At 36.9% G+C, this 16,306-nt stretch carries 16 protein-coding genes; all 16 read right to left on the reverse strand.

The features are described from left to right. Nucleotides 1-224 precede the first annotated feature (224 nt). The 16 genes from RGU12_RS02520 to yfmF all read right to left on the reverse strand — a co-directional run bounded on the left by RGU12_RS02520 (nucleotide 225) and on the right by yfmF (nucleotide 16,004). On the reverse strand, nucleotides 225-1,148 hold the full coding sequence (locus RGU12_RS02520; RefSeq protein WP_309534665.1) for a dipeptidase: 924 nt from the start codon (nucleotides 1,146-1,148) through the stop codon (nucleotides 225-227). Between the two features lie 109 nt (nucleotides 1,149-1,257). Then, nucleotides 1,258-1,518: a stage V sporulation protein SpoVS gene (gene spoVS, locus RGU12_RS02525; protein WP_003181955.1), complete on the reverse strand. Its 261-nt coding sequence runs from the start codon at nucleotides 1,516-1,518 to the stop codon at nucleotides 1,258-1,260. A 318-nt stretch (nucleotides 1,519-1,836) separates the two neighbouring features. After that, a complete protein-coding gene (gene ymdB, locus RGU12_RS02530) occupies nucleotides 1,837-2,631 on the reverse strand; it encodes a 2',3'-cyclic-nucleotide 2'-phosphodiesterase (protein ID WP_309534666.1) in 795 nt (264 codons plus the stop codon). 137 nt (nucleotides 2,632-2,768) lie between these two features. Beyond that, a complete protein-coding gene (rny, locus tag RGU12_RS02535) occupies nucleotides 2,769-4,331 on the reverse strand; it encodes a ribonuclease Y (RefSeq protein ID WP_309534667.1) in 1,563 nt (520 codons plus the stop codon). A gap of 544 nt (nucleotides 4,332-4,875) precedes the next feature. Continuing rightward, nucleotides 4,876-5,916 (reverse strand): recombinase RecA, encoded by a 1,041-nt coding sequence (gene recA, locus RGU12_RS02540; protein WP_099355307.1) that lies wholly within the window; start codon nucleotides 5,914-5,916, stop codon nucleotides 4,876-4,878. A 274-nt stretch (nucleotides 5,917-6,190) separates the two neighbouring features. After that, entirely contained in the window at nucleotides 6,191-6,373 is a 183-nt protein-coding gene (locus RGU12_RS02545) for a hypothetical protein (RefSeq protein WP_309534668.1), read from the reverse strand. 86 nt (nucleotides 6,374-6,459) lie between these two features. Then, nucleotides 6,460-7,374, reverse strand: a complete 915-nt coding sequence (locus tag RGU12_RS02550) for a VOC family protein (protein ID WP_309534669.1) — start codon at nucleotides 7,372-7,374, stop codon at nucleotides 6,460-6,462. A gap of 235 nt (nucleotides 7,375-7,609) precedes the next feature. Continuing rightward, a complete protein-coding gene (locus tag RGU12_RS02555; protein ID WP_309534670.1) occupies nucleotides 7,610-8,065 on the reverse strand; it encodes a GNAT family N-acetyltransferase in 456 nt (151 codons plus the stop codon). 139 nt (nucleotides 8,066-8,204) lie between these two features. Beyond that, the gene (locus tag RGU12_RS02560) at nucleotides 8,205-9,443 is read right to left on the reverse strand and encodes a competence/damage-inducible protein A (protein WP_309534671.1); all 1,239 of its coding nucleotides are present in this window, start codon (nucleotides 9,441-9,443) and stop codon (nucleotides 8,205-8,207) included. A 17-nt stretch (nucleotides 9,444-9,460) separates the two neighbouring features. Beyond that, nucleotides 9,461-10,039 carry a CDP-diacylglycerol--glycerol-3-phosphate 3-phosphatidyltransferase gene (gene pgsA, locus RGU12_RS02565; protein WP_309534672.1) on the reverse strand — a complete coding sequence of 193 codons (579 nt, stop codon included), beginning with the start codon at nucleotides 10,037-10,039 and terminating at the stop codon, nucleotides 9,461-9,463. 91 nt (nucleotides 10,040-10,130) lie between these two features. After that, entirely contained in the window at nucleotides 10,131-11,024 is an 894-nt protein-coding gene (locus RGU12_RS02570) for a RodZ domain-containing protein (RefSeq protein ID WP_309534673.1), read from the reverse strand. A gap of 106 nt (nucleotides 11,025-11,130) precedes the next feature. Then, nucleotides 11,131-11,916: a YmfK family protein gene (locus RGU12_RS02575; RefSeq protein WP_116350856.1), complete on the reverse strand. Its 786-nt coding sequence runs from the start codon at nucleotides 11,914-11,916 to the stop codon at nucleotides 11,131-11,133. A 166-nt stretch (nucleotides 11,917-12,082) separates the two neighbouring features. Then, on the reverse strand, nucleotides 12,083-12,325 hold the full coding sequence (locus RGU12_RS02580; RefSeq protein WP_309534674.1) for a DUF3243 domain-containing protein: 243 nt from the start codon (nucleotides 12,323-12,325) through the stop codon (nucleotides 12,083-12,085). An 87-nt stretch (nucleotides 12,326-12,412) separates the two neighbouring features. Beyond that, nucleotides 12,413-13,138: an elongation factor P 5-aminopentanone reductase gene (gene ymfI, locus RGU12_RS02585; protein WP_309534675.1), complete on the reverse strand. Its 726-nt coding sequence runs from the start codon at nucleotides 13,136-13,138 to the stop codon at nucleotides 12,413-12,415. A gap of 299 nt (nucleotides 13,139-13,437) precedes the next feature. Beyond that, nucleotides 13,438-14,724 (reverse strand): EF-P 5-aminopentanol modification-associated protein YfmH, encoded by a 1,287-nt coding sequence (yfmH, locus tag RGU12_RS02590; RefSeq protein ID WP_309534676.1) that lies wholly within the window; start codon nucleotides 14,722-14,724, stop codon nucleotides 13,438-13,440. After that, nucleotides 14,724-16,004 carry an EF-P 5-aminopentanol modification-associated protein YfmF gene (gene yfmF, locus RGU12_RS02595; RefSeq protein WP_309534677.1) on the reverse strand — a complete coding sequence of 427 codons (1,281 nt, stop codon included), beginning with the start codon at nucleotides 16,002-16,004 and terminating at the stop codon, nucleotides 14,724-14,726. Before yfmF ends, yfmH begins: the two co-directional genes overlap by 1 nt. Nucleotides 16,005-16,306: the final 302 nt, after the last annotated feature.

Here is a 16,306-nt window from a genome sequence, read left to right on the forward strand (position 1 = left end):
GATTAGATACAGGACCTTTTCCAACAACAAAGTTGGGATTAATTCACCAAAAATGAAGTGCAAAAAGCTGTCCGAATTTATCCTGTTGGATATGTACTAAACGCTTTCATTCTAGACCTATCAACGAAAAAAAGCAACCCTTAGTAAGCAAATTATGAAGAAAAATGTATATTTTTTTATTTTTCAATTAATTTAATTTCATTCAGTTAGAACAAGAGCCACTTTTACACAGGTAGATTCTCTATAAAATTATCATATAAGAATTTTCTCACCTGACTCTCTGTGTAATGTTTTAACAAGTTATTTACAAGAATTTCGTACCCTAGGAAGCACTCAAGTCCAGTGGTTGTTTCTGTTATACCATCAAAATCAGATCCAAATCCAACATGGTTTTCTCCGCCTAATGAACAAATATAGTCAAGATGTTTCAATACATCATTTATAGTTGCAGTGCCCCGATTACTTAAAAATTGCGGGACAAACGTGACTCCAATCATGCCATTCTTTTGTATGAGTGCGCGTATTTGATCGTCTTGAAGATTGCGTCGGTGATTGCAAATTGAGATTGCATTTGAATGAGAAGCAATCGGATAATCCGCTATTTCCATGACATCCCAAAACCCTTTGATCGATAAATGGGATACATCTGTCCAAATGAATGACCTATTATGCTCCTTCACAACCTCTTTACCGAAGCTTGATAGCCCCGCTCCACGAGGTTCTCCTATGCCATCCGCAACAAAATTAGCATAATTCCAAGTTAGCCCAACAGACGACACACCAAGCCTTATTAGCGTTTGAAGTTTTACTATACTTTGATCAATTGCGTCACAGCCTTCTAACGTTAAGAAAGCACCTATCTCATTCTCCTTCAAAGCCAAAATGTCCTCTCTTGTTCGTACCGCTTTTAATAACGGCGAAGGGGCAATTACTCTCTTATAAAAAATTTCTACCATTTCTAACGCTGTTTCAAACCGGCTTTCCGGTCTTACTTCTTCAGGAATATATATCGCAAAGCATTGCACTTTGCTACCTGCTGCTTTTAATTGATTATATGTAATATGTAATTTCGGTGAGTCGGCAAAATCAATGGTAGGGTCCATCCACATTTTATATAAAACATCGGAATGCGCATCAAATATTTTCAAATTAATCAACTCCCTTTTCTTTCTATTTTACACAAAAATACCTGTTTGTCTTATAAGACAAACAGGCTACTATCCGTCACTTGACCACTTTATATAAAAGGACATACATTCATCGTGGTTCAACGATTAATTTTATAGCAGTTCTTTCTTCACCATCAATTTGAATATCTGTAAATGCCGGAATACAAATTAGGTCCACTCCACTCGGTGCCACAAACCCTCTAGCTATCGCTACTGCTTTCACTGCCTGATTTAATGCACCTGCACCAATCGCCTGGATTTCTGCAGCTCCTCTTTCACGCAATACACCTGCAAGAGCTCCAGCTACAGAGTTTGGATTAGATTTTGCTGAAACTTTTAATATTTCCATTTCTACTTTCCTCCTTGTTCTTTACAATGTTTCCCTGAGTGATCGGTAGAACCATACAAACCAACACCAACTGATAAATTACGATCTATCACTATTTTTCTAAGATCATAACACGATCGCAAGACATACCAGTGGCTATCTTTATTCAACCAGGGATTCCCAAGTCCTGTTGAACAACGAATAATGATCCCATAACTACTATATTCACTAGAAACTACCAGTATTCCTGCTTGTTTCTAAGTTTTTTCTAAAAATTCAAAAACTTGTTCGAAACATGAAAAAACCAAGATATTGGAATGAATATCTTGGTTGAAAAGTTCAGTCAAAAAATGGGTGATCGTCATTAATGAGAATTCGCTGAATCCCTTTTGCCTTTCCACTCTTTGGGTCTACATCTATAAGAACACCATTTAATTGGGTTCTTCCTTGAACCACTTCAAATCGTGTAGGTAAAGTCGTTTTAAATTTATGAATAACAGCTTCTTTATCCATACCTAAAATCCCATCGTATGGCCCTGTCATACCAACATCTGTTATAAAGGCAGTGCCTTGTGGTAAAACACGATTGTCCGCTGTTTGGACATGTGTATGTGTTCCAACGACAGCAGTTACCCGTCCATCAAGATACCAGCCCATCGCAATTTTTTCACTTGTAGCTTCCGCATGAAAGTCAACGAAAATGATGGAAGTTCGCTTTTTTGCTTGTCCAATTAATTCATCACATTTTTTAAACGGGTCGTCAATGGCAGGGAGAAATGTCCGCCCTTGCAAATTAATAATTGCAACCTCTTGTCCATTCACTTTACTATACATGATTCCTTGACCAGGTGTTCCTTCGGGGAAATTGGCAGGACGGATCATGTTTTTAGCAGTATCAATAAACTCGAAAATGTCTTTGTTGTCCCATGTATGATTACCTAGAGTGATTGCTTGGGCACCGTTCTCGAGAATTTGGTTGTATATTTTTTTAGTAATCCCTCGTCCCGATGCTGCATTTTCACCATTCACGATGGTAAGTGTAGGATGGAATTTTGCCTTTAGTTTCGGGAGATATTCACGGATCATATCTCTTCCTGGTGAGCCGACAACATCACCAATAAATAAAATCTTCATGTAAAAGCCCCTTTCATAACAAGTGAAGCACAAAAAGCGAAAAATCTCAATGTCAAAGGCCATTTTTTAGAGTATTTGCCAGTTGTAACTTTTCTAATAATTTTGAGCAAAAAAATAAAGTGGTCTAAACGACCACTTTATTTTGCATATTCAACCGCTCTTGTTTCACGAATAACGGTTACCTTGATATGACCCGGATAATCCAACTCTTCTTCGATTCGTTTACGGATATCGCGGGCTAATCGATGGGCATTTAAATCATCGATTGCATCAGGTTTTACGATAATTCGAACTTCACGTCCGGCTTGTATAGCAAAGGATTTTTCAACACCATCATAGGATTCTGAAATCTCCTCTAGCTTTTCAAGGCGGCGGATATAGTTTTCAAGTGTCTCACTTCTAGCACCAGGTCTTGCGGCAGATAAAGCATCAGCTGCTGCAACTAAGACAGCAATGATAGATGTTGGTTCCGTATCACCATGGTGGGAAGCAATACTATTGATAACAATTGGATGCTCTTTATATTTCGTTGCTAATTCTACACCAATTTCAACGTGGCTACCTTCCACTTCATGGTCAATAGCTTTACCGATATCGTGTAATAGTCCAGCACGACGAGCAAGTGTTTCATCTTCACCTAACTCAGCAGCCATTAAACCTGCCAAGAATGATACTTCCATTGAGTGCTTTAAGACATTTTGGCCATAGCTTGTACGATACTTCAAGCGACCTAAAATCTTAATTAAATCAGGATGGAGTCCATGAACACCAACCTCAAAGGTTGTTTGTTCACCCACTTCACGAATATATTCGTCAACTTCACGCCTTGATTTATCAACCATCTCTTCAATACGTGCTGGATGAATACGTCCGTCTTGAACAAGTTTTTCAAGTGCGATTCTCGCTGTTTCACGGCGAATTGGATCAAAGCCAGATAAAATAACTGCCTCTGGAGTATCATCAATAATGAGGTCAATACCCGTTAATGTTTCAAGTGTACGGATGTTTCGTCCTTCTCTACCAATAATACGACCTTTCATCTCATCATTAGGCAAGTTAACTACAGATACTGTAGTTTCTGCGACATGATCAGCGGCACATCTTTGAATAGCTAGCGAAAGTATTTCTTTAGCCTTTTTATCAGATTCTTCCTTTGCACGAATTTCTGCCTCTTTCACCATCATCGCAATATCATGGGAAAGTTCGTTTTCAATACGTTCAAGGATGATTTGCTTTGCTTCTTCACGTGTTAAGCTAGAAATGCGCTCAAGTTCAACTTGTTGCTTGTGTACCATCTCTTCCACTTTGCTTTCCATCTCTTCAATATGCTGTTGTCTTTGAGCGAGAGAATCCTCTTTCTTTTCTAACATGGATTCACGTTTATCTAAGGTTTCATCCTTGCGATCAAGGTTCTCTTCTTTTTGCAATAAACGATTTTCTTGTTTTTGTAGTTCGTTTCTTCGATCACGGACTTCTTTTTCTGCCTCTGTGCGAAGTTTGTGAATTTCATCTTTTGCCTCTAACAGTGCTTCCTTCTTTAATGAATCTGCTTCTCTATTGGCATCTTCAATAATTTGTTCGGCAACACTTTTTGCACCTGCAATTTTTGTTTCGGCAATTGATTTACGAACATAAAAGCCAACAATCGCACCGACGATTAGGCCAGACAAAGTGGAGATGATTATAGAAATGGGATCCATCTTCTTCACCTCCTCTTGCTATGAACTTTTTCTTGCTAGATCAAAATGTCGGCATGTACATTAATCAATTGCGCCCTTGCGTATTTGCATCCAAATTTCTTGAGGTAACTCAAAAAAATTCTGTAAACAATTGCATATATACGCCGGAGCCTTTAACTTTATTAAGCACGATTAAACGTTACTGAATAAAGTTAGATAGATAACATACAGCGCAAAGGCTTTTTAAGCTAATCAGAGTCTTAGGTTACGATCCGAAAGCAGCTTGAACTACTCCGGGTCTGAATAGCAAAAGCTCAAACCGAGTTTTGCTTCTAACGTTTTAATTCTAACAAAATGTAAAATATACATTTTAATTGTAAATGTGTGAATTTTTATTGTCAAGAGCTGTCAAAAATACTGTTTCATGAAAATGGAAATTTTGTGTAGCGGAATTGTCTATATTCGTGTGTCTACGAAGCTAAGAGGTGGTTTCTTTCGCGTTCAAATTTGAGTGAGTGGATGGAGAAATTAAAGAAGAGACACAAATGCTGTGTCTCCATCTTCATTAGTCTTGTAAATCAAACTCTTCCTGTTCCTCATCAGCTGGTGCTACTTTAACACCGTCAAGCCCATAATGATTTCTAATTTGCTGAAGGATTTCATTACGAACATCAGGGTTTTCTTTTAAGAATTGTTTTGCATTTTCGCGTCCCTGACCAACTCTTTCTTCATTATAAGAATACCAAGAGCCACTCTTTTGGACGATATCAAGTTCCGAACCGATATCAATGATTTCGCCCTCAATTGAAATTCCTTCTCCGTACATAATGTCTACTTCAGCTGTTTTAAATGGTGGTGCTACTTTATTCTTAACAACCTTCACTTTTGTTCTATTACCAACAAGTTCGTTGCCTTGTTTTAATTGTTCCGCACGACGAACCTCTAGTCTTACAGAAGAATAGAATTTAAGCGCACGTCCACCTGGGGTTGTTTCTGGGTTTCCGAACATTACCCCAATTTTCTCACGGACCTGGTTAATGAAAATTGCAATTGTATTTGATTTATTGATTGCACCTGAAAGCTTACGTAATGCTTGTGACATTAAGCGGGCTTGTAGACCCATATGGGAATCTCCCATTTCACCTTCAATTTCTGCTTTTGGAACAAGTGCTGCAACAGAGTCAACTACTAAAATATCGACTGCACCACTACGTACTAATGCTTCAGCTATTTCTAATGCTTGTTCACCAGTATCAGGCTGAGATAATAATAGTTCATCAATGTTTACACCTAATTTTTGTGCATATGCTGGATCAAGCGCATGTTCCGCGTCAATAAACGCTGCTTGTCCACCAGTCTTTTGTACTTCAGCAATTGCATGAAGTGCTACAGTTGTTTTACCAGAGCTTTCTGGTCCATATATTTCAATTATCCGTCCTCTTGGATATCCTCCAACACCTAATGCTACGTCTACCGCTAGTGAACCACTAGATATAGTAGAAATTCGACGATCAGTTTGTTCTCCAAGCTTCATGATTGAGCCCTTACCAAACTGTTTCTCTATCTGCTTCAATGCCATTTCTAAGGCCGCTTGACGATCACTCACTAATTTTTCCTCCTTTATTCGTGAAACTACTATTACTATACAATGTTTTGTTCGATTTGCCAAGCAAAAAGTCGAACATTTATTCGCTTATTTTTATTAATAGTTTTTTCCCATAAATCCAATTATTAATGGTTGAAAATTGTATTTTCAAAGTTATAAAGAACATTAAATTTTAATTTTAGTCTTTCAAATAAAATTATAATAATCATAAAAAAACGTAAGCATATGCAACTTACGCCCATTATCTATTTATTTCATCCAATCGGTAAAAGGACTATTTTTTATCTTCTTTCTTCGGTTTTATCGGACCACATATCCCTGTGTTGACATCGCAGACAAATCCTGAGGAACTGTCAATGTCCAAGCTTTTTAATTTTTTCACACCATTTAGTTCTTTCAACGCTCCATAGCCATCTGTTGAAGATGTTGTTGATTTAGTTTGCTTGTCATCTAACATCGATTTTCCTCCTCATTGTTTCATTATGATCATTTTATATGATATTCCCCTTGATTTCTAATAATTGAACTTCGACCGTATTGGCATTATCCCTTGTATAGTCTCTGTAGTTCGGCCAGATCTAACTTTTTCATTTTTAGAACAGCCTTATTAACACGTTCAATTTGTTCTGGAGTGCTATTTTTCATCATCTCATCCATTTCGCGTGGCACAATCTGCCAAGACACTCCATACATATCTTTCAGCCATCCACATTGTTCGGCTTCAGGAACAGCTGACAACTTTCCCCAATAGAAATCAATCTCTTCTTGTGTGTCGCAATATACCATAAATGAAATGGCCTCGTTAAAATTGAATTCATGATCTCCGGCACTATCCATTGCTACAAACCAATGATTTTCTAGTCTAAAATCAGAAAACATAATTGTTCCTTCTTTGTTTGGTTCCATCCCCTTAGGGTAACGGACCAAATTGCCCTGCTTTGAGTTCTTGAATACAGATAAATAAAATTTTAGAGCTTCCTCTGTTTTACCGCATTTATCTCCAGTAAACATGAATGACGGTATAATCGTTGGCCGCTCTTCACCTTCTGGATTTGTAAGGATTAACTGCCAAGACAAGCCATACTTATCTTGAATCCAACCATACCTCTCACTAAATGGATATTTATCAAGTGGCATAAGTACTGCGCCACCTTCAGCTAATTTTTTCCAAACCTCATTCATTTTGTCCCTCGCATCTTTTTCTCTTGAAGGGTCAAAATTTACGAAGAAAGAAATGGATGGATTAAATTTAAAATAAGGACCTGCACTAATTGCCATGAACTTTTGTCCCCACAATTCAAATGAGACTAAATCGGCATCTCCTGATGGCGTATCGTAGAGTGTAGTTACATTCGTAATGCTCGAGTTCGGAAAAACAGAAGTATAAAACTCTGCTGCTTCTTTCGCCTCCTTGTCATACCATAAATGCGGAACGATGTTTTGATTCGTTTTTGTCATTTTATTGCACCCCTTATGTATCGATTTTTAAGCTCTTTTCTAAAAGATTGTTGATTTAGAAAATGCTGGCATTTTCGAGGATCTCATACTATCCGCTGAAATCACTGGAAGAACAATAATTACTATTCCCTTCGCACAATCAAATCCAAAAACAACAATGTTTACGAAAACAGCCATTTTTTATTTTACCCATATCACTTTGATTTTGAGTATTTTGATAAAAACTAAAACATTATTACCTATGTCCATCTATTCGTGCTTGTTTGTATCCATAAAATGCACAGGTACCATTCATACTAGGGTCTTTAACTTCGAATCCACATTTTTGATAGAAACTAAAATTATTTGCTGAAGTGTGAGCAAACCAATCACCATGTGGGAGCTTTTGAACACAAAGCTCTACCAGCTTCTTACCTATTCCCCTTCCACGATAATCCGATAAGACAACTAAATCCATAATTGTAGCTGCCATTATCTTGTCTGAGATGACACGAACCATACCAATCATTTGTTCCTGATCCCAGACTGTATATGCCCATGTTGAGTTTTGAAATATCAACGAAAATTTTTCTTTTTGCCAATTTGGAATATTTTTCACCCCTCCGGCATCTTTAAAAAGGCCCTCGACATTGTCTGCAGGAACACCTTCTGTGCCTTCCCTAATAATGAAACCATTAAAATACTGATACACCTCAAACACCCCCATTTAAAAAATCTAAAATCTTGAACACTATGGTATAAATACTTTCAACTAAATTGAGTATTTTCCTTCTAACTCCATAAAAAAAGACGATCTATCAAGATCGCCTTTGGTAAAAATTTCAGTTTCCTTATTTGTTTAATAATAGGAGCAAATAATAGAACCCATATTTAATGGTTCTAGTTCTGATTCCTTGGCGGGAACCCGCTAATTGTAATGGATATACCTTTGTAGGTTGATCTAAATAGGAAATCCCGATATACACCGTACCTACCGGTTTCCCTTCCGATTCACTTGGTCCCGCTACTCCAGTAAAACTTATCCCTATATCCGAATTTAAGAGCTTCCTCACGTTCTCGGCAAGCTGTAGGGCTGTTGAACGACTTACAGCCCCTTCCGTATCAAGAGTTTCCTTCTTCACCTGTAGCACATGTTCCTTCACTTCATTTGTATAACAAACAACTCCACCCTTCACAACTGCTGAAGAGCCAGCTAGATTCGTTAATTCTTCTGCGAACAAGCCACCTGTTAAACTTTCAGCACTCGCTATCGTTAGCTGAGACGCTTTTAGTTTATTCATAAGTTCATTAACTAACGAAGTCGAGTTATAGCCATATAAGAACTTTCCTACTCTCTTTAAGATTTGTGTCTCTGTATCATTTAATAATCTATTTGCAACGTCAAGAGAACTGTGCTTTGCTGTTAAACGAAGTGTAACTTCACCATCACTCGCCAATGGCGCAATGGTGGGGTTTGTTTGATTATCGATTAAATCTTCAATCTCTGTTTCAAGCTGTGACTCCCCAATACCAAAGAAACGCAATACTCTAGATTCAATTCGTTCAACAACACCTAATGCTTTTAATAAGAATGGTGCACCGTATGAAAGAAACATTGGATTAAGCTCTTTAGGAGGACCTGGGAAAAGCATATATGTGATTTTATCGACTTCTAGTCCCATTCCAGGTGCCATTCCATGATCGTTATGAAGGATTTCAGAGCCCTTAAGGACAAGAGCTTGCTTTTTATTATTCTCAGTCATATGGCGATTTGTTTTCTTAAAGAAATCTTCAATACTACGTAGGGCTGTTTCATCAAATACAAGTTGCGTTCCTAAAACCCTTGCAATCGTTTCTTTTGTTAAATCATCCTTTGTTGGACCCAATCCACCCGTAAAAATAATTAGATCGGAACGTGATTGTGCGATATTAATCACTTCCTCTAAACGTTCGGAATTGTCGCCAACGACTGTATGGAAGTAAACATTGATTCCAAGCTCGGCAAGTTGTTTGGAAAGAAATTGTGCATTGGTATTTGCAATTTGACCCAAAAGGAGTTCAGAGCCTACAGCAATTATTTCAGCATTCATTTAAGAATCTCACCATCCTATTTGGAGTTTGCAAAAACCCCTTTATTTTTCGCGAAGTAATCCCATCCTGAAACAATCGTAAATATAACAGCAACCCAAAGTGCAATCATATCAAAAGGGATTGAAAGAAATTCAAACGGCCAATTATGTAATAATAATGCAGACACAGCTACAACTTGAGCCCACATTTTTATCTTTCCTAGCATTTTCGCAGCAGAAACCTCTCCACCCTCTGCTAATAAGAGACGTAAGCCAGTAACCGCGAACTCTCTACTTATGATTATAACAACCATCCATGCCGGCGCTAAGCCGAACTCGACTAAACTGACCAACGCTGCTGATACTAGAAGCTTGTCTGCAAGTGGATCTAAAAATTTTCCAAGGTTCGTTACTAAATTATGCTTCCTTGCTAAGTGACCATCAATCCAATCTGTACTAGAAGCCACAATAAAAATAATCGCACCGACTAAATGGGCAACGGGTAAAGACATTGAGCCAATCGAAACATCGCCCCATCCAAACGGAACAAACATAATAATTAAAAATAGTGGAATTAGGCAAATCCTTGCCACTGTAATCTTATTTGGTAAATTCAAAATTCATACCTCCAACATATTCTAAAATATCTATAATAGTGATAATACCACTTATACGAAACAAAAAGCCATCATAATGATGACTTTTCGTTTATTCCTCGGTTCCTGGAGTGTACTTTAACGTAATGATTTGACGAACAATTTGTCCGGTATCAAATGGATACGTAAAAGGCTCACCATTGATTTCTACTGTGAGATCCGAAGACCTGCCAACTGTTAAAATCACTTCTGATTGATTTGTTAAATCAACCTCTTTTGTTGTGCCATTTGCAATTGTTTCGTAAATAAATCTTTCATTTTGACGATTTTGAAGCGTTACCCATGATTGACCAGCTTCGGAAGCGGTAACTTTCACTTTAAAAGTATCAGTATTCTTTAACTCATAGGTGGCGGTGCTTGTTTCTTTTGCAATTTCGACTAGCTCCTGAGCTGGAGTTTCTTCCACAGGTTCTTCTTCAGCAGGTGTATTATCTGTTTCACCGGCTACCTGTTCCTCGTCTTTTGGCTCCTCTTTAACAGGAGGTGGCTCATTTGATTCGTCATATTCAGTTTCCTGACTCTCAAGTTTTGTCTCCGGTTCTTGGGCAACATCTTTTTTGGATACAAACCAATAAATCGTCATCGCACCACCAAGAAGGAAGAGTGCTAATATAATGATTGGTACTTTATCTATGACTTTCGAACTTGTCGTAGAAATTTGCTTTCTCGATTGTACTCTAGAAATTTGTTCGGGAATGTCATCGTTATATGTACCTGGAATTTCTGACTTAAATTCCTCAAATAATCCCTCAGGATTTAGCCCAACAGCTTCAGCATATTGTTTAATGAATGCACGGACGTAGAATTTGCCTGGCATTACAGAATAATTTCCTTCTTCAATACCAACCAAATATCTTTTTTGGATTTTCGTTATTTGCTGTAAATCATCCAAACTTAAGCCTTTTTGTTCTCTCGCTTCTTTAAGTCTAGATCCTAATTCAGTCATTTTTTTCACCTACCAACTCTCAGATACCTATTCACATATTTGCGTTCATAATACTAGCATTTTTATCCTTCACAGTAAAGGTTTAACGATAATATTTACATAAAAATTAAAAATCAAAACCTGAAAAATTAGACTCAGAAAACTCTTGGTATTCCATATCATATGTAATTTCTTCTTCAGGTTCATTTCGAAGTTCAATAATGTAATCAAAATCCTTTAATGTATACTCGGTATTACGTACAAATATATCAGGATGCTCTACTAATTTAACCGCAGGAAGTCTCATGATCTCCCTAACTAACTGTAAATGTTTTTCAGTTGCGCGCTTTGTAGATACTATGCCATCGATTATAAAAAGATTATTGACGTTGTACTCATCATGAATTAACTCATTTCGCATTGTTTGCTTTAATAAAGTCGACGATACAAACAACCATTTTTTATGCGCACAAACACTTGCAGCTACAACTGATTCAGTTTTACCCACCCTTGGCATTCCCCGTATTCCTATCAGCTTATGCCCCTCCTGTTTAAAGAGCTCAGCCATGAAATCAACAAGAAGCCCCAATTCATCGCGAGTAAACCGGAATGTTTTTTTATCATCTGCATCCCGCTGTATATATCTCCCATGTCTTACTGCAAGCTTATCACGAAGCTTTGGTTCTCTAAGCTTTGTAACGGTTATCGTATCCATTGTATGTAAGATTGATTCTAGTCTTTCAATTTGTTCACTACTATCACTTAATAAAAGCATTCCTCTTCTACGATCGTCTACACCATTTATTGTGACAATATTTATCGAAAGCATTCCTAATAATGAAGATATATCCCCAAGTAGTCCTGGGCGATTTTTTGCAATTTCATATTCCAAATACCACTCTTTTTTCTCCAAAATTCCCAGCCCCTCGCTTGGTGATTATCATTTTCCAATTGTGAAACTGTGCATCATTTTTATTATAAACTAAACCATTCACATTTTATAGAGGGTAGAAAAATAATGGAAAAACTAAATGAAAAAAGAGAGGAAAGTCCTCTCTCATTTTAAAACACTGACTAACCTATTGAACAAGCTTTACCATTAAGTTGGCAATCGCTTGTTGCTCCTCTTCAGAAGCAACATTCCAAAGGTCACGTAAAACTTTTTCTTGAGCATTTTTCGGCTCTACTTCACTAGCCAGGTAATCACCTAGTTGATGAGCCATATCATTGATCACGTTTTGATCCATTCCTTCAGATTTAGCATGCTGCAAGCGATCACCTAAAAAATTTTTCCAATCCTCGAAATTGTCTAGTACTGACATAAGTGACCCTCCTTATAAGGTAATTACAATGTTAGTTTGTCGAATGTTAAATAATTTATTCGTAAAATAATCAAAGCACAAATAAAGTTAGCAATGCCAACCACCATTGACAGACAACACTTGACCCGTAATATAAGAAGCTTTATTTGAAAGTAGAAATGCAACCGCATTTGCAACCTCAATTGGCTCTCCAATTCTTCCCATCGGAATCTCTTCACTAATGCCTTCGATATCTTCAAGGGTAAATTCCTTAAGCATGTTTGTATCAATCGCGCCGGGTGCAACAGCGTTAACTCTAATTCCACTAAGCGCAACTTCCTTTGCTAAAGCTTTTACAAACGAAATTTGTCCACCCTTTACCATTGAATAAAGTACTTCACAGGAAGCTCCTGTGATTCCCCAAATCGAGGAGATAACGATAATATTTCCACTTTTTTTTGTGATCATGTTTGGAAGCAATGCTTTTGTTAACATATATGGTGTACTCACATGAAGTTGTACCATTTGTTCAACTGTCTTTTCATCAAAATCAGTCATAAGTCCAAACACACCCTTACCGGAATTATGGATAACTGCGTCAATTGGATGTACAATTTGGTTAACTAATTGGTTTACACCGTTCGCAAAGCTTAAATCTGCCTTAATCAGATATGTTTCCACACCTTTAGAAGCTAACTCTTCTGCAATCTTTTTTATAGATTGTTCATTTTCATGGTAGTGGAGGTATAACGAATAGCCCTGACTGGCAATTTCTTTAGCAATGGCACTTCCAATTCCTCCACTCGCCCCTGTCACTAATGCATATTTTTTCATTACTCATTTCCCCTTAAAAAAGCATCCTTCACAAAAGGATGCTTTTTTTACATCAAAATGCGCCTTGGTGTAATTGCGCCCGATTTTTTTAGGCCAACACGAGGTGGGGCACAAAGACGTTGGATGTGGCGTTCTTAGTCTTTGCTCCTACTCCTCGAAAAATTTTCCTTTGAAAAATCGTGGCATCTTCCGGAGGCTTTAATTTTATTTAACCAAGGTTAGTACCCTTCAAATATTATACTCATATTACGATTATCTCACCACTTAAAAAGTTACGAGGCCTTCTTAAATAAAGTTATCTATTTTTTAGGTATTACCTGGCACTCGGTCATTCGAACTTCATCAAAGAATTCATTTACCGTATTTGTTATATCATCTACGGTTAGACTTTCCATAATGGGGACGACATCGAATAAATTCATTTCATTAAATGCATATCTTGTAAATTGATTTGCAATATAATCTGGTGAATTTAAAGAGCGTAAAAACGCACCAATCTTTTTCTTTTTGACACGTTCTAATTCTTCAGAAGTGATTCCTTGGTTTTTACTTGAAAGCATAATATGTCTAATTTTTGATGATAATTCATCAGGGTTAGGTGTATCACCGCCAACGACCGCAAAACCAAACCCTTGTTCTTCCGTATAATCAAAGGTAAACGTCTCATCGATTAAGCCCTCATCATATAATTCCTGATAGTACTTAGAGCTTTTTCCAAACAGCCAATCCAGAATAATCGTTAAAGACAATTCTTGTTTTAGCAATTGATCGCCCTTACGTGACGGATTTAAGGCTTTTACGCCCACCATACATTTTGAGGATTGAACATTCATTTTAAGAACTTTCTTCTTTTCATTTACTTCAATTGGCTCATCTTCAAAATGGCGTTTAATTTCTGGCTGATCCTTGTAATCTTTTTGTGCTTGGTTAGAACGAATTTGGTCCATTATTTTTTCCGGTTCAATAGGACCAACAACAAATAAAACCATATTACTCGGATGATAGAAGGTTTCATAGCATTCATAAAGCATATCTTTTGTTATTTTGGCAATGGAATCAATTGTTCCTGCAATGTCAATTCGTACTGGGTGGTTTTTATACATATTTTCAATGACACCAAAATATAGTCTCCAATCAGGATTGTCATCGTACATTGTAATTTCTTGCCCAATGATTCCCTTTTCTTTTTCTACTGTTTTTTCCGTAAAATAAGGACTTTGAACAAAGTCAATCAACGTCTTTAAATTCAATTCTACATTGGATGTAGATGAAAAAAGATAAGCAGTTCTTGTAAATGATGTAAACGCATTGGCTGATGCACCCTGTTTACTAAAATCTTGGAAAACATCGCCATCCTCTTTTTCAAACAGCTTATGCTCTAAAAAATGTGCAATTCCATCTGGTACATGAACGAAATCATCTTTCCCTAATGGTATAAATTGATTATCCACAGAACCATAATTTGTCGTGAACGTAGCATAGGTTTTGTTAAATCCCTTTTTAGGAAGGATATAGACATTTAGTCCGTTATCAAGTTTTTCATGAAAAAGAACCTCTTGAAGTTGATCAAATGTGATTTTTTCCATTACTTTCCTCCCTCCAATCCAGTAAGGAAGTAGATGGTATCAAGTTCAATTTTTTTTGCCACATTGACTACTTCCTCCTTTGTTACAGCTTCTATTCCAGAAATCCAATCTTCAAGCTTCCTTGGTTTTGGGGAAACAACATTATGATACAGGACCTCTGCAATTCCTCGAGATGTATCAATGGTTTCAAGTAGTTGATTCCGGATTACAGCTTTTGTTTGAGTCATGATCTCATCTGTAAAATCACCATCGATCATCGCTTGCATTTGTTCCTTTATAATGGTTACAGCACGATCATAATTAGAAACATCGATTCCAGACATCACCATTAATAATCCCTTATGACTTTCTACCCTTGATGCTGCATAATAGGCCAAGCTTTCTTTTTCACGTACATTAATAAATAATTTTGAATGCGAAAACCCACCAAATATCCCGTTGAATACCTGAAGAGCATCATAATCAGGATCACTATAGGTTGTATTTGTACGATATCCAATATTTAGCTTACCTTGTTTAACATCCTGTTTTTCAATCACTTCATTGACTTTTACGACCTGTTTTGTTTTCGTTTCTGTTAATGGCCGCTTGTTTCGATCAGTAAATACAAACGTGGATGAAACAACTTCCTTTACCTTTTCTGGTTCGATATTCCCAATAATATATAAGTCAATCTCGTCTTCTTCGATTACTTTTTGATAATAATCGTATAAAGATTGTGCCGAAATAGTATCAATGTCTTCAATTCTTCCATTTACGTGAAGATGATATGGCTCATCTTTACACATTTCTTCAACTAAGCGTAGATTTGAATACCTCATTTTATCATCATTAACGGCTTGAATTCGTTGCTTAAGGCTACGTTTCTCTTTTTCAACGATCGTATTCTTAAAAGCTCCATTTTCAGTAATAGGAGAAAGTACCATCTCCTGTAACAAAGCAATGGCTTTATCAAGAAGTGGTGTTTGATCTTTTAAAAATAATTCATTCGCAATTTCAACGAAAAATGTAATAATGTGATTTTCACCTTTTTTAGCTAAATCCACATATAACGCAGCTCCATATAATTCGTCTAGATAAGAGCGTAAACTTGTTGTTGAGGGATAGCTAGCTGTTTCACTTTGCAGAACGTATGGTAACAATGCTCTCTGTGTTACGTATTCCTCCTGAAGCGGTGCTTTCATTCGTAATACAATCGTATTTGTTTTAAATTTATCTGTTTTAATCGTGTGAAGAGTCAAGCCACTTAATTTATGCTCAGTTTCATTCAGTAAAAACATGTAAACATAGCCTCCTTTTTTCGTCATAACTTAAAACCATATATGGCTATTTTTCAACCAAAACCGTTTAATTAGTCTTAAAATCACTATAACCTCAAATTAGCAATAATTTCAAGTTTTGGCCCATAAATTTCCTAACAACAAATCGCAAGCGCCTGAAATAGAACATCGACTAACTACTGCCACGTCCTGTGGCAAAACGATGTCAGCACTTCCTCGAAAATGCAAGGCATTTTCTTCGTGCGATTATTGCTCTCGAAGTTTTCCTTGTCCTGTGCAAGTCCAACAAGCATAAGTTTATC

Source organism: Ferdinandcohnia sp. QZ13, assembly GCF_031324165.1.
GTDB lineage: Bacteria > Bacillota > Bacilli > Bacillales > Bacillaceae_L > Ferdinandcohnia.